Genomic DNA, 13,729 nt, shown 5'->3' with positions numbered 1-13,729 from the left:
TCAAGCGAAGAACGCGGTGACGCACATGAACAAATCCGTTTTATTCACGATGTCGCGGATCCGCGCAAAGTGTATCCTCGATACTGGGGAAGTTTTGTCGTTGGTCAAGTTGACGGCAGCACGTCAGCGTTAGGTTCCTGGACTGCCGGTTTTCGGTACAGATGGAGTTTTTTCTGCCGCGGCGGGCAACCCGAGAAATGCCCTCAGTTCGGACATCTTTTCGTATGACTGGTCACGGGTTTCCGCGAGACGTGCTCTCAAGTCCGCTAAGACGGCTGTCCGCGAGTTCTGAATCGCCTTCATGGCCTTGATCGTTAGTGAATGAACTGGGGAGCCACTCTTGAAGAAGAAGTAGTTCGACTGCATCCAACCTTTCAATAGGCCGAAATTGTTGTACTCGTCAGGGGCATCAACAACCTCTGGTTTCGTAACGAGAATCGCGACAAAGTTCGTACGCGCCCGATGGGTAATGTCGGCCGGCAACTCGATTGCTGCCAATACTGCTTCTGAGTCGGATTCACCTAGAAACCAGTCGAATCCGTTCCATGCTTGTGAAAACGAAATCGCGCTTGCAGGCTTGCGGGCGGTCATCAGCATCTTAGTTTTCTGAGCATCGTTCTCTGCCCTACTGATGCGATCTTTGGCCCTGCGCTCCTCACGCTTCAGCTCAAGCATCGCGATCTGCAATTCGCGATTGATCTTTTCCACCGTGGCGGCGCGAGCATGGGTCAAGCGGGCGGTTGCCCATTGCACTTCAGCTTCCGCCATCTCCTTGTTCCACTTACCCATCGTCTCGATCAGCTTGAGACGCAGTTCAAATTCTTTGGTGTATATTTCAAAAGGACTGGGGTCGTCTGCCATGTTGTGTCGTCCGCCGGAAGAGGAAGTGACGTGTTATTTAATAATTGCAGTTGGCTGTGGGATACTGCCAATATCTCGTAGACGGGGATGCTCGGAGCCAAAGAGGTCTTTAAGCATTCCAAAAGTGGGTTCACACCTTTGTCCGAAGGGTCGGACTGATTGTTTTCGTTGGACTAACAATCTCTTTCGCTTTGGGAAATGGAGTAGTGCACTGGGCCGGAGGATGCTGCAGGGGAGGAGCGCGACTCATCATGTTTCACCGAGTTTGTCTCTCTTGACCAGTGTGCCATTACAACCTCAAAGACTTTTGAACTAAACCGATGCTAGGTACCAAACACGGAGAATTCTGACACATCAGGCGAAGCTGTAGCAAGCAGATTTTGTCTGGGCTTTGAAGATTTGCATTTACCGGTGACGCCTTCTGTCACTTATGCAAGCTAATGATCGGACCAAAAACCGCAGATCACTCCTGGAAGATATGCGCCTCAGAAATAGGTGTTGTGCAATAGAGCAAGGAAATTAGGCCGCGGTTGATGCGTTTCACTTTGAACTTGTCAATCGCGCCTCGCTCATTGAACAGGTTTGCACCTAGCTTGGACCATGCCAGCCACGCCCGCATCGGTAAGTATCCGACCGCATTGCGCGGTTCGGTTCACGAAGCGCAAGCCCCGGCTTAGCATCATCCAAGCGACCTACGAATCCAAGCAAGCTCGTGCTCTCTATTCGCACCCAACTACGATCGACTGCTCGCACTGAAGAACCAATTCGACCAGACTAAGTCCTTCCTTGGGAACGCCAACATCGCGCCGTCTCAATCTTAAGGCCCGTACGCCCACCATTCGCAGTAGATGCGGGAACACCGAAGCTGAGCTAATCGCTTACGTGATGGCATTGAAGTCGACAGTCGCATTTACGGCATTGGTGCACCGCTGACTCAGGAGGGCGCGTCACCGGTCCCGACTACCATACGGTTGCGTCGTGGTTTTGTGACACGTGGAGGATCTCCTTGCTGCGAAAGGTGGACGCTTTATGGATTCCATCAAAGAGGCTCGAATTCGCGAAGCACTACGCCAGTTGGCCGTTGCTCACGCGGCGGCGATGCAGCAAATGGAACAGGCTCTGGCGCTCCTGGCCGAGATGCTGTTGCCGGATGCCGGGGAACCCTTGCGGGGTGCGAGGCCCCCTCCTGCTCGGTTTGAGATTGATCGATTGCTCTTCGCGATCAAATTTGGCGGGAAGTGCTGCTTCTTGGGGAACACGCTGCCGTTCCGCTTCATCGAGCGGTTGGCAGCGCAACCGAATACGTTTCTCTCGTATGAGGATCTGCTGTCGGAAGTCTGGGAGAGCAACGTAAGTGATTCGGCGATTCGCAGTGTTACGAAGCGCCTTCGGAAGGCTCTCTGTTCGCGAGGAATGCGCGAAGTTGCCGATGCAATCGATGGCTCGGTTGCTGGGCACTATTCGCTGAAACTTCCCATCGAAGAAAGAAAAATGCCACAGCGATGACACAGGAATGTACCGCGCCGTGCCACAGGTCCGGCGCACAATGAACGGCGTCCGGTCAGCCCAGCCAACAATTGTGGTGGCGACCATGAATGCTCCTCTTTCCCCGGCTACGCCGCTGATTCCTGCGGCCCAGTACGTGCGGATGTCAACTGAGCACCAGCAGTACTCGACAGCCAACCAAGATGACGCGATCCGCGAGTACGCCGCCAAACGCGGGTACGAAATCGTGCGGACCTACGCCGATGAAGGCAAGAGTGGCCTGAATGTCGCCGGACGGGAGTGTCTTCGCCGGCTGATTGATGACGTGCAAAGCGGCAGGGCGAACTTTCACGCCATCCTGGTCTACGACATTAGCCGCTGGGGTCGGTTTCAGGATGCCGACGAGAGTGCCTACTACGAGTACCTCTGCAAGCGGGCTGGCATCGAGGTTCACTACTGCGCTGAGCAATTCGAAAACGACGGCGCTCCCACTTCGACGATCATCAAGAGCGTCAAGCGGGCTATGGCCGGAGAATATAGCCGGGAACTGTCGGCCAAGGTGTTTAAAGGCCAATGTCGCCTTATCGAGCTGGGTTACCGCCAGGGTGGAATGGCAGGATTCGGTTTGCGGCGGATGCTCATTAACCAAGCCGGTGATCCCAAGGGGACATTGAGTCGGGGTGAACAAAAGAGCCTGCAGACAGACCGTGTGATCCTCGTGCCTGGTCCGGAGCAGGAGCAGGCCACGATTCGCTGGATCTACGAACAGTTCACCGACAAAGGGAAGAGAGAAGCGGAAATTGCCAAGGAGCTCAACGCTCGGGGAGTGGTGACCGATTTGGGGAGGGCTTGGACGCGCAGCACCGTGCGGCAAGTGCTGACGAATGAAAAGTACATCGGCAACAACGTTTACAACCGTACTTCGTTCAAACTGAAGAAGAAACATGTCCGCAACACGCCGGACATGTGGGTTCGATCCAATGACGCGTTCGAACCGATCGTTTCCGCAGCAGCATTTTTTATAGCCCGTGGCATCATTCAGGAGCGCAACCGTCGCTTCTCCGACGAAGAAATGCTGGCGAGGTTGCGGGAGCTGGCTAAAGGCAATCCTTTGCTTTCGAGTCATCTGATCGACAGTGCGGAGGATATGCCGTCGAGCGGCGCCTATCGTGCACGGTTCGGGAGCTTGGTAAACGCCTACCGCTTGGCCGGGTACGAACCTGATAGGGACTACCGGTACTTAGAAATCAACAAAGACTTGCGCAAACTCTATCCGCAGCTGGTGGCGGACATCATCCGCCGCCTCGATGCCGTTGGGGCATCCGTCACCCAGGACAGCACGACCGACCTGTTGCTCATCAACGGCGAGTACAGCGCGACGATGGTGCTTTCTCGGTGCCTACAGACGCCGGCCGGATCACTGCGCTGGCTCATTCAAATGAAACGCCGCTTGGTGCCGGACATTACGATCCTCGTGCGGATGGATGTCTCGAACCATCGGCCGGCTGACTACTATCTGCTGCCGATCATGGACATCGAAGCTCCTCGGTTACTGCTGTGTGAAGCCAACGGAGCCTATCTGGACACATATCAGTTCGAGAGCCTGGACTATTTCGCCGAGATGGCAGCTCGCAAAAAGATCGAGGTGGCCGCATGAACGCCCATTTTGAGAACAAGGTTCGAATGATCCCGGTCAAGCAGATCCACGTTCTGAACCCGCGCGGACGCGGAAAACGTAAATTCGGACAAATCATCAGTAACATTGCGAACTTGGGACTGAAGAAACCCATCACCGTCACCCTTGTCAGCGGCAGCAATGGCGATGCCTTGTACCACTTGGTCTGCGGGCAAGGACGTTTAGAGGCCTTTATCGCTTTGGGCCAGGAAGAGATTCCGGCCATCGTCGTCGAAGGAACAAAGGAAGACCTGCTATTGATGGGACTGACTGAAAACCTCGCCCGTCGCCGACCGACGAGTGTTGCGCTCCTGCGGGAGATCAGTTCGCTGAAAGAGCGTGGCTACAGTCACTCCGAGATCGCAAAGAAAACGGACTTGCATCTGAACTACGTGAAAGGGATTCTGCAACTGCTTTTGAACGGCGAAGAGCGCTTGCTTATGGCAGTCGAGCGTGGAGAGCTGCCGCTCGGCATCGCGATCACGATCGCCACTTCTGACGACAAGGGCGTCCAGCGTGCGCTCCAGGAGGCCTATGAAAAGAACGACCTGCGCGGCAAGGATCTACTGCGAGCGCGGCGATTGATCGAAAACCGGAGAAGTCGGGGCAAAAGGGTTCACAGTCCAGGGCGGAAGGCGGCCGAGAAACCAGTCACCAGCAATGACCTGCTGCGCACGTTTCAACGCGAAACCATGAAGCAAAAGATGGTCATTCAAAAGGCCAAGATTTGCGAAACGCGATTGCGGTTTGCGGTCTCCGCTCTGAAGCAGCTCTTTCAGGACGAGAACTTTGTGACGCTCCTCCGCGCCGAAGGTCTCGATACATTGCCGCAGTATCTTGCTGATCAGATTTCCAACAGCGAGGTGTCCCATGACGGAACCAGTGCGATTGGCATGTGACAATGACGTTCTGTTGCTACCGCTCGATCAGATCTTGCCGATGCGGCGGATCGACGACTCGACCAAAGGGAGTTCCAAGTATCGCTGCATCGCGGCTTCCATCCGTGAGCTGGGTCTGATCGAGCCGCTCGTTGTGTATCGTCAGGTGAAAAAAGATTGTCCCTACATGCTTTTGGATGGCCACATTCGCTGGTCAATCCTCAAAACGATGGGCGAGGCGACAGCAAAGTGTTTGAGCGCGACCGACGACGAGGCGTTCACCTACAACCACAAGGTCAGTCGACTGCCGCCCGTTCAGGAACACTTCATGATCCTGCGGGCGCTCAAACATGGTGTTTCTGAAGTTCGGCTGGCCCGCGCTTTGGATGTCGATATTGCCAGTATCCGGCAAAAACGGGACATGCTCGATGGTATTTGTCCCGAAGCGGTCCAACTTCTGAAAGACCAGCACATCACTCCTCCGGCATTTCGAGAGCTTCGCAAGATGAAGCCGATGCGGCAAATCGAGATTGCCGAAATCATGTGCACAACCAGGCACTTTTCGGTGGGCTATGCAAAGTGCCTGGTGGCTACGACGCCGCCAGAACAGTTGATTGATGGGGAGCAGGCCAAGGAACTGCGTGGCGTTTCGGCCGACGAGATTGAGCGGATGGAACACGAAACCGAGTCGTTAGGTCGTGAGTTCAAGGTGATCGAAGAGACGCACGGTAAGAACACTTTGAACCTGATACTCGTGGTCGGTTACCTTCGCAAAATCTTGGACAACGCCCGCGTTGCCAGGTATTTCTCGCAGCATCATCCAGAAATCCATGTCGAATTCCAAAAACTTGTGGAATCGAGGAGCCTAGCTGATAGCACGGGCTAAAGATTTGGTAACACTCGTAACTTCACGGTCGGAACGGCTCCTCCCGGCCTAGTAGCCCATCTATCGCTCAATATCAGGTTTCCGCATTTAGTTAACCCACGCGTTTGCGCGGGCGAACTGTGAAATGACTGCATTGGCAGTTCAACGGCCGCAAGCGGCTCGGTTAACCAAGGAAGGGCAGCCTGACAAAGATCTGTGGTCCCGTTCCCTATATCGTGCCCGAGATTCTTTTTGCCTAAGAGATCGACCGCTCACATTGCCACCGCACGATTGACCATAGTCAATCGCTAGCACTCGTACTGCCGCAAAAGTCGCGTAACTTACGCAGACGTCACTCTCGCGCAATTGCTTAACCTCTGTGCAATCGCCCACGATGAAAACGATGTGGGATACGCTACGACTACTCGCGACCGGTTGATAAACGCAACACGATTTGTGTTCGGTTTGATTGCTTGCATCGGTTGGTGTGCAGCTTTCGTCGCGGTTAGTGCAAAAGAGCCCGAGTCGCCCAGCTTTGAACTTCGCGGACGCGTTGATGCCGATTTCTTGGCTACAGCACAAAGTTCAGCGAACGAAGCGACGTTTGGTGACTTGGGGGATGCGGTCGGACTGCGGCGCGCCTGGGTCGGTGCAGAAGGACGAGTCGCCTTTGGCAGATACATGTCGGTGATTGATTTGGCCGATGGCAATGTCGTTCTGCGCGATGTATTTGTCGGCCTGGGTGATTTCCAAACAGGCGGAGAGATCCGCGTGGGCCATTATCTGGAGCCATTTAGCTTCGAGATTAATACTCCCTCGTTTACGCTGCCGTTCATGGAGTGTTCCGTGGCGAGCATCCTGGCCCCCGCACGAAACTGGGGCTTGAGTTTGTTCCGTACGGAACCCTGCAATTCGACCACCTTCGCGTTGGGCGTGTATCAAGCGGGGAGTGATGTCAATGACTTTGAAACGGGCCCGGGGAGTACCTTCGGCCTGACAGGGCGGATGACCGCTGCGCCGATCAACGAAGGTAACGGGGAGAACTTGCTGCATTTGGGGATTGCACTCTCCGCTCGATTTCCGGAACGAGGAATAATAATCGTCAATCAGCAGCCGCAAACCCCTTTGATTGGCTTCGGCGATGTTGCTGCATCGCCTTTCGTGCCTCAACTTCAAATTCCCGCGAGTTTTCAGCAGTTAACGAATCTCCAACTTGCCGCAGCTCGCGGGCCGGTCTGGTTCCAGACCGAATGGTACGGATCTTGGATTGACCAGTTAGGCGGCGCGCCGGTGTTCTTTCACGGCGTACACGTGGATGGCGGCTGGTTCATCACGGGTGAACATCGTCCGTATCAGGAGACAAACGGAGTCTTTGGACCCGTTCGAGTGAATCGCCCGTTGTTCCGCGGTCCTGCTAATTGCGAACGTGAATGCGGCTGGGGAGCATGGGAACTGACTGCTCGCTTTGCCTACCTCGATGTACAGGATGCAGATACACCGCTAGGTCCAGGAGGACAGTTCGTGGGCATCCGCTTGCCTGAATTCACCTTCGGCGCAAACTGGTATCTAACCGATAATGTTCGGCTCATGGCGAACTACTCCCTCGCCATCCCCGAAGAACCGAATACCGGCAGCAGTGTGGCCCATCTTTTCGCGATGCGGCTTGGTGTGTTTTGGTAAGCCAACTTGAGCCGTTCAGGATTCAACTACAAAACGTCAAGGCCAAAACTTGTGCCACAAGAATCCGCAGTAAGGTCGCCAGGGGGTACACGGTCGCATAAGCCAGAGTAGGAGATTCACTTTTGCAGAGGCTGCTCACAAAGGTGAGTGCTGGCGGATTCGTCATCGCCCCGGACAACATTCCGCCAAGCGTAACGTAGTTCATCTTGTTGATCGCGCGCGCCCAGATGCTCACTGCGAGCAGTGGTGTGACCGTGATTGCGAAGCCGACCGCAGCCCACACCATGCCGCGGGGACTGAAAACGGCAGCAAAGAATTGATCACCGGCCGCTAGGCCCAATGCTGCGAAGAAAAGCGCGACGCCAAATTCACGAAAGGCATGGTTCGCGTTTTGTGGCATGTGCCAGACAACGCCGCCGACATGTCCGAGTCGTCCCAAACAGAGCGCGACGATCAACGGACCGCCGGCGAGTCCGATGCGTAATGGAACTGCCAGGCCGGGTAACGCGAAGGGGATCGAGCCGACGATGACGCCTAGGAAGATGCCGGCAAATAACGGGATGAACTGCGTTTCATTCAGCTTCTTCAAGGAATTGCCCAAGTGAGCAGCTACATGCTTCAGTTGTTCTTCCGTGCCGACGACTTGAACGACATCTCCGAACTGCAGGCGTAAGCCTGGCACCGCGGTCATTTCTGAATCGCCTCGCGTAATGCGCGTTAGTTCCACGCCAAACTTGCTCTCCAGGCCAAGCTCTTCGGCGGTTTGGCCGAGTGCTCGCTTGTCAGTCACGATGATCTTCCGATAAGTAATGTTGCCCGGAGCAAGCAGCAAATCCTCCTCGCTCATTGGCCCGAACTGGGCCTGAAACGTAGCAAGGAGCGTCTCCGGACCGACAGCTAGTACCACATCGCCCAATTGAAGTTGGGTAGTGCGTAGTGCCGCGGCCACGACAGCATCATCGGCGTGCCGAACTCGCGAAACTACCACCCCGTCGCCGGTGCGGCGATAGATTTCGCGCAGCGTGAGCCCTACGAACTCGGAGTTCTCCAGGATCAGTGTCCAGCGCAGCAGAGGCGCGCTTGTCTTGCTCCGCGCGGTAGCAAATTCCCGCGCCTCCAGCTCGGGATCAATACGAAAAATTACCTTGATCAGGATCAATACCCCCAGCAGTCCCGCGATGGCGATGGGATAGGTAACAGCACACGCCAAGGCGGGAATCGCCAATTGTTCCGGTGACGCATTTGGCAGCGAAGCAAATGATTGCTGAGCAGCACCAAGTGCCGGTGAGTTTGTCGATGCACCCGCGAAGAGCCCTGCGAAGGCGTGGCGTTCAATCCCGCATAACCATCCCAAGAGCGGAGTCATTACGCCCGCGGTAATAACCAGCGCCGCGGCTAATAGGTTCAACTGCACGCCATCGGAACGGAGTGATGCAAAGAATCCGGGGCCCAACTGCAAACCGATCGTGAAAACAAACAGGACCAGCCCAAATTCTTTCACGAAGTCGAGTGTCGGCTTGTTGATGGGATCACTGACGCTGGCCACCAGGATGCCAACGAACAAAACGCCGGCACTGCCGAGTCGGATGCCTTTGAACTTAATGCTGCCGAGCGCCATACCTAGCGCGCATACAAGCGTCAGTAATCCGATGGTGTGCCCAACGGGGCTGGTCTGCGAAATCTCAAAAATCCAGTCAAGCATAGGCCGCTATCGTAGCCTAAATTGCGAAGACTTCACCCCGGCGTGGGCGTGGATCCGTTCACACATGTCACTTGATTGGTTTCAGATGCTCGCGAACAGACGCTGGCAAACTGCGAACGACCATTTCAACGGCTTCACCCGGAGAGTCGACAATCTTTCCGAAGCCGATCTCCTTGGCGTCGAATACTCCTTGGTCAACCATGAAGAGCAAGAAGTCGCGCATTCCCTTCCAAAACTCACGCCCGAGCAGGACGAGAGGAAAAGGACCAATCTTTCCGCATTGAATCAACGTCGCCGCTTCGTATAACTCATCGAGCGTGCCGAGGCCGCCAGGTACGACGATGTAGGCGCAGGAATATTTAACGAGCATCACCTTGCGGACGAAGAAGTAGTTGAACTCGACGTTCTCATCAATGTACGGATTTGCGTCCTGTTCGTGCGGTAGCTTGATGTTCAGTCCATAAGATGGGCCGCCGACCTCGCGAGCGCCACGATTCGCGGCTTCCATGGCTCCGGGGCCGCCACCGGTGATCGTAGTGAAACCGGCACGAGCTAGTTCTCGGCCAACTTCGCGAGCGAGTTCGTAATGCGGGTGCCCCGGCTTAAATCGCGCCGAGCCAAAGACGGTGACGGCTGGGCCGAGCTTGTGCAGCCGCTCAAAGCCGCGTTCAAACTCGGCCATGATGCGTTTGAGTCGAGCCTTTTCACGCTCGGGAGTACGCGTCTGCGTGAGGAAGTTGCGTTCGCGGTTGGCTGCCTCTGTATCCGGCAGGTTCAACTCGTAGGAGGTAAAGCCTGCCTTCTTCCAGTGTTCTTGCCAAGCCTTTTCCCAGGCATCGAGGTCAACCGAAGGTTCTTTCCCTAGTTCTGACATGAAGTTCCCGCCTCATGGATTGTGTGATGGAGAGGAAATTTTTTAGTCTCCCAAACAAACGCCGAGTGAGCGGGCAGCAGTTACAAATCCACCGTCTAGTGGCACCGTCCGCAACTCCTTCGTTGCTTCGTCTAATGAGACGCTCGTAACGCCTGTGCCCGTATAGGACACCATTTGACCGAACTTCTTCTCCGCGATGAGATCGACAGCCTTCGCGCCAAAGATCGAGCAGAGTGCGCGGTCCATATTGGTCGGGCTGCCACCACGTTGCAAGTGTCCCAATACGACGCAGCGAGTTTCCTTGCCAGTGCGCTCCTGAATCTGAGCAGTGACCTGAGCGCCGATTCCGCCCAGGCGCGCTTCGCGGGGTTGTGTCGAACTGCCGGAAGTGACAAAGTCGGCGCCGGCTTCACGAGCCCCTTCAGCGACCACGACGATGCTGAACATCTTGCCGCGTGCCTCGCGTTCTTTAACCTTTGCGCAGACGCTTTCGTAGTTGAAGGGGATTTCAGGAATCAGAATCACATCGGCTCCGCCAGCCACGCCAGCGTAGATGCCAATCCAGCCTGCATATCGGCCCATCACTTCCAGAACCATGACCCGCTGGTGACTTTCGGCCGTGCTATGAAGTCGATCGAGCGCCTCCGTGGCACAAGCGACGGCAGAGTCAAAGCCAAAGGTCATCATCGTGGCGGCGAGATCGTTGTCGATGGTTTTGGGGACTCCCACAACGGGAATTCCATACTCGAACATCTGCTGCGCGATGGACAACGAGCCATCGCCCCCGATAGAAACAAGACCCATCAATCCCAGTTGTTCGCAACCGCGCTTGGTTTCTTCGAGCAACTCGGTTGGCAATTGCCGCAGGGTTCCATGACCAACCTTGGCCGAGAACCTTCCTTGGTTGGCAGTGCCCAGGATAGTGCCGCCCCGAACCAGCAAACCGTTGAGTGCATCTCCGACGAGTGGTTTCGTCTTTTGCGGAGCGAGCAGCCCTTCGTATCCGCCCAAGATGCCGACAGCTTCCCAGCCGCGACGATGAGCGGCTTTGGCTACGGCCCTGATGACAGCGTTTAACCCCGGGCAATCTCCGCCCCCGGTGACGATTCCAATTGTCGACATGTGTAGATCCCGCGAGTGCGGTCCTCCTGAAAAAAATAAGCTCAAGAGCATGACCGATGTGCTTGCGATAGTAAAGACAAAGCCCCCAACAGTCACGCGAGCAAGGCAGCCAGTGATTCTAGTCTCGTGATTGGACCGATCTTTTCGTCCAAGCCTTCAGCTCGCAGTATCTCTCTCACCGGCCCGTGCGCCTCCACGATTTTGAACCAAATCCCGCGCGATTGAAGCTCTTCATGGAGCCGGAGCAGCATTCTCGCTCCGGACACATCCACATAGGGAACATTGGACAGATCGCAAATGACTCGCTGCAATCCAGAGGTTGAATCGGCCCGCTGACGAACAAGTTCCAAGACGTGATCGACATTGAAGTACAAGAGTGAAGACTGCACGCGGAAGACGATGGCCCCGGGAATCGGCTCGTTCTTAGAATGGCGCGCGAGATCGGAGAAGCGATTCGTCCCCGGAATTCGCCCAAGGAAAGCGATGTAGGGGCGTGAGCTGCGGGCCAGCAACATCAGGATCGAGGCGAGCACGGCAATCAGGACGCCGTCGAGCACGCCCATCAACAGCACTCCGCAGAATGCGACGCCTGCTGCCGCAAAATCGAGGCGGCTGGTTCGCCAGAGGTGGAGCAGTTCCTTGATGTCGATGAGCCCCTTTACGGCAACCAGCACCACGGCCGCCAGGACTGCGTCGGGCAATGTGCGAAAGAAGCCGGTTAGGAAGAGCAGCACGCAACCAATAGCCAGCGAGGCAACCAGCAGCGACATTTGCGTTCTGGCGCCGGCCCGTTCGTTGACCGCTGTCTGTGATAGCCCGCCGGCGATCGGATAACCCTGAAAAAGCCCAGCAAACAGACTGGCAGCGCCAAGCCCTAGCAGTTCCTGACGAGAATTGACTTCGTATTTATGTTTCAAGGCAAACGTCCTGGCCGCGGACACGCTCTCGATGTATGACAGCAAAAAGCAAGCGCAAGCCAGGCGGATTATTTGCCTGCCGTCCTGCAAAGAGAGCTGCGAAAGATCGAGCGCAGCCCACTGAAACGCAGGCAGGCCAGCGGGAATGTCGCCTACCGTTCTCACTCCTCGCTGGTCAAGTTGCCAGAACCAGACGGTAACGATCGAGAGAATCACCACGACCAAAGCAATCGGTTTACCTGGCAGGAAACGTCCGCCCGCCACCAGTAGCGCGATGGCTCCTAACCCGACAGCCAGCGTCACCAAGTGAGTAGTTTCGACTTTCTGAAGCAGCAGCCAGATGCGCTCAAAGAAATGATCGCCGCCCCCCTTCACACCAAACAGCTTGGGCAACTGGGTTGCAGCAATCACGAGCGCGGCGCCGGCCTTGAAGCCCGTGAGGATGCTTTCGGAGATGAAATTCACTAGCGCGCTCAGCCGAAACAACCAGGCGACGGCGCAGACGCCGGCCATCACGATGGCGCACATGGACGCCAGGACCGCCAGCTTGCCTGGATCGCCGTGAGATATATCCAGTAGTGATACGCCGAGCAGCAACGAGATCGCAGAAGTTGGGCCAATCGCCAGGTGCCGCGACGACCCGAACGCGAGATAACCCAGGCCGCCCACCAGGTAGCAGTACAGTCCCATTTGTGGCGGTAGGCCGGCGAGCGTCGCATACGCCAGCGATACGGGAATTGCATATGCGGCGAGTGTGATCCCCGCGATCAGATCACTACTCATCCACGCCCGTTCGTACCGCGGCAGCCACTCGGTGATCGGCAACAAACTCCGCGAACTCATGGTGGCAGCTCCGAGGTTGCCTCCGGCGATCTGTCGTTCGTCAAACCGGAGTCTGCCCCGCACACGATGCGATGCACATTGTTTGCTAACTCGTTGATAATGTCCCAGTTGCCGGCAATATCCTGAGCATGAGCCAGGTTATTGCGCAGATCCTGCAACGCCTGCACAAACCTCTCCACTTCTCTTCGAGAATCGAACCGCGTCCGGATGCGTAGCGATTCGTTGCGCGCCACGATTTGACCTTTGTCAGCAAACTGCAGGCAGTCCAGTAGCGTGGGTCGTTGGCCGCGGGCTCGTCTCAGCGCCTGCAGTTCTCGCGCCTTGGCGAGTCGGCCACTGGAGAGTTGCTCTTGCCAACTATCGCTTGGAAAAAACTCATCTATCAAGCCCGTGACCCGCTGTTCACTGATGGTGATCAGACCGAAAAGCCACATGCGAAGCGGAGGCTTTTCGATAGCGGCCCGCGGAATGACTCCCGAGATTTGTCCAAAGGCACGCACGAATAACCTGGGCTGAGCATGCAACAAACAGACCACATCACTGAGCGGCGAGTTTTCGCTGACGACCGTTGCTTCTGCGAAGGGATGGCAGCACCTCCGTTCGTTGACGGTTGCCAACTCTTCTTCGCTAAACCATCCGGCAATCAAGCCATGTCGGCGAACTCCAACTACGTGGGCACCGCTGGTCGAAATGACGCTCTGGGCAGCCGCGATCGGAGACGTCTCATCGACGGACAACAGCGGCTCAGTTAGATCACGGGCAGTAAAGCCGCGCAGGAACCATTCGAGCATGTCTTCGGCGATTGGGAGAGGTGTGGAAGACATCGG

12 protein-coding genes are annotated in these 13,729 nt (G+C 56.0%); 6 read left to right on the top strand and 6 right to left on the bottom strand.

Features of this window, described 5'->3' with window-relative positions; all coding sequences use genetic code 11:
* Positions 1–129 precede the first annotated feature (129 nt).
* Positions 130–861 carry a hypothetical protein gene (locus NA78x_RS13945; RefSeq protein ID WP_425619058.1) on the bottom strand — a complete coding sequence of 244 codons (732 nt, stop codon included), beginning with the start codon at positions 859–861 and terminating at the stop codon, positions 130–132.
* A 698-nt stretch (positions 862–1,559) separates the two neighbouring features.
* Between NA78x_RS13945 and NA78x_RS13940 the strand changes: the two genes are divergently transcribed.
* The 6 genes from NA78x_RS13940 to NA78x_RS13915 all read left to right on the top strand — a co-directional run bounded on the left by NA78x_RS13940 (position 1,560) and on the right by NA78x_RS13915 (position 7,444).
* Positions 1,560–1,682, top strand: coding sequence for a BBE domain-containing protein (locus tag NA78x_RS13940; RefSeq protein WP_425619449.1), 123 nt, complete (start codon positions 1,560–1,562; stop codon positions 1,680–1,682).
* Positions 1,683–1,890: 208 nt separating this feature from the next.
* Positions 1,891–2,367: a hypothetical protein gene (locus tag NA78x_RS13935; protein WP_425619057.1), complete on the top strand. Its 477-nt coding sequence runs from the start codon at positions 1,891–1,893 to the stop codon at positions 2,365–2,367.
* Between the two features lie 85 nt (positions 2,368–2,452).
* Positions 2,453–4,003, top strand: coding sequence for a recombinase family protein (locus tag NA78x_RS13930; protein WP_425619056.1), 1,551 nt, complete (start codon positions 2,453–2,455; stop codon positions 4,001–4,003).
* Positions 4,000–4,920, top strand: a complete 921-nt coding sequence (locus NA78x_RS13925) for a plasmid partitioning protein RepB C-terminal domain-containing protein (RefSeq protein ID WP_425619055.1) — start codon at positions 4,000–4,002, stop codon at positions 4,918–4,920. Before NA78x_RS13930 ends, NA78x_RS13925 begins: the two co-directional genes overlap by 4 nt.
* Positions 4,892–5,785 (top strand): plasmid partitioning protein RepB C-terminal domain-containing protein, encoded by an 894-nt coding sequence (locus NA78x_RS13920; RefSeq protein ID WP_425619054.1) that lies wholly within the window; start codon positions 4,892–4,894, stop codon positions 5,783–5,785. Before NA78x_RS13925 ends, NA78x_RS13920 begins: the two co-directional genes overlap by 29 nt.
* 435 nt (positions 5,786–6,220) lie before the next feature.
* The gene (locus NA78x_RS13915) at positions 6,221–7,444 is read left to right on the top strand and encodes an OprO/OprP family phosphate-selective porin (RefSeq protein ID WP_425619053.1); all 1,224 of its coding nucleotides are present in this window, start codon (positions 6,221–6,223) and stop codon (positions 7,442–7,444) included.
* A gap of 22 nt (positions 7,445–7,466) precedes the next feature.
* On the opposite strand, the gene NA78x_RS13910 is transcribed toward NA78x_RS13915, so the two are convergent.
* From NA78x_RS13910 to NA78x_RS13890, 5 genes are all read right to left on the bottom strand, one after another.
* Positions 7,467–9,146 carry a putative transporter gene (locus NA78x_RS13910; RefSeq protein ID WP_425619052.1) on the bottom strand — a complete coding sequence of 560 codons (1,680 nt, stop codon included), beginning with the start codon at positions 9,144–9,146 and terminating at the stop codon, positions 7,467–7,469.
* Positions 9,147–9,213: 67 nt separating this feature from the next.
* Entirely contained in the window at positions 9,214–10,020 is an 807-nt protein-coding gene (locus NA78x_RS13905) for a TIGR00730 family Rossman fold protein (RefSeq protein WP_425619051.1), read from the bottom strand.
* Positions 10,021–10,062: 42 nt separating this feature from the next.
* Entirely contained in the window at positions 10,063–11,142 is a 1,080-nt protein-coding gene (locus NA78x_RS13900; protein ID WP_425619050.1) for a 6-phosphofructokinase, read from the bottom strand.
* Between the two features lie 92 nt (positions 11,143–11,234).
* Positions 11,235–12,902 carry a SulP family inorganic anion transporter gene (locus NA78x_RS13895; protein WP_425619049.1) on the bottom strand — a complete coding sequence of 556 codons (1,668 nt, stop codon included), beginning with the start codon at positions 12,900–12,902 and terminating at the stop codon, positions 11,235–11,237.
* Positions 12,899–13,726, bottom strand: a complete 828-nt coding sequence (locus NA78x_RS13890; RefSeq protein WP_425619048.1) for a hypothetical protein — start codon at positions 13,724–13,726, stop codon at positions 12,899–12,901. Before NA78x_RS13890 ends, NA78x_RS13895 begins: the two co-directional genes overlap by 4 nt.
* Between the last annotated feature and the right edge of the window lie 3 nt (positions 13,727–13,729).

Source organism: Anatilimnocola aquadivae (genome assembly GCF_049819085.1).
In the GTDB taxonomy this organism is placed as follows: Bacteria; Planctomycetota; Planctomycetia; order Pirellulales; family Pirellulaceae; genus Anatilimnocola.
Note: the sequence above shows the minus strand (reverse complement) of the source record. Positions and strands in the feature narration are given on the sequence as shown.

What these genes read in the sequence shown, in the direction of transcription:
- NA78x_RS13945 (WP_425619058.1), bottom strand. Translation starts at nt 861, where the DNA reads ATGGCAGACGACCCCAGTCCTTTTGAAATATACACCAAAGAATTTGAA.
- NA78x_RS13900 (WP_425619050.1), bottom strand. Translation starts at nt 11,142, where the DNA reads ATGTCGACAATTGGAATCGTCACCGGGGGCGGAGATTGCCCGGGGTTA.
- NA78x_RS13925 (WP_425619055.1), top strand. Translation starts at nt 4,000, where the DNA reads ATGAACGCCCATTTTGAGAACAAGGTTCGAATGATCCCGGTCAAGCAG.
- NA78x_RS13910 (WP_425619052.1), bottom strand. Translation starts at nt 9,146, where the DNA reads ATGCTTGACTGGATTTTTGAGATTTCGCAGACCAGCCCCGTTGGGCAC.
- NA78x_RS13920 (WP_425619054.1), top strand. Translation starts at nt 4,892, where the DNA reads ATGACGGAACCAGTGCGATTGGCATGTGACAATGACGTTCTGTTGCTA.
- NA78x_RS13895 (WP_425619049.1), bottom strand. Translation starts at nt 12,902, where the DNA reads ATGAGTTCGCGGAGTTTGTTGCCGATCACCGAGTGGCTGCCGCGGTAC.
- NA78x_RS13930 (WP_425619056.1), top strand. Translation starts at nt 2,453, where the DNA reads ATGAATGCTCCTCTTTCCCCGGCTACGCCGCTGATTCCTGCGGCCCAG.
- NA78x_RS13890 (WP_425619048.1), bottom strand. Translation starts at nt 13,726, where the DNA reads ATGTCTTCCACACCTCTCCCAATCGCCGAAGACATGCTCGAATGGTTC.
- NA78x_RS13905 (WP_425619051.1), bottom strand. Translation starts at nt 10,020, where the DNA reads ATGTCAGAACTAGGGAAAGAACCTTCGGTTGACCTCGATGCCTGGGAA.
- NA78x_RS13935 (WP_425619057.1), top strand. Translation starts at nt 1,891, where the DNA reads ATGGATTCCATCAAAGAGGCTCGAATTCGCGAAGCACTACGCCAGTTG.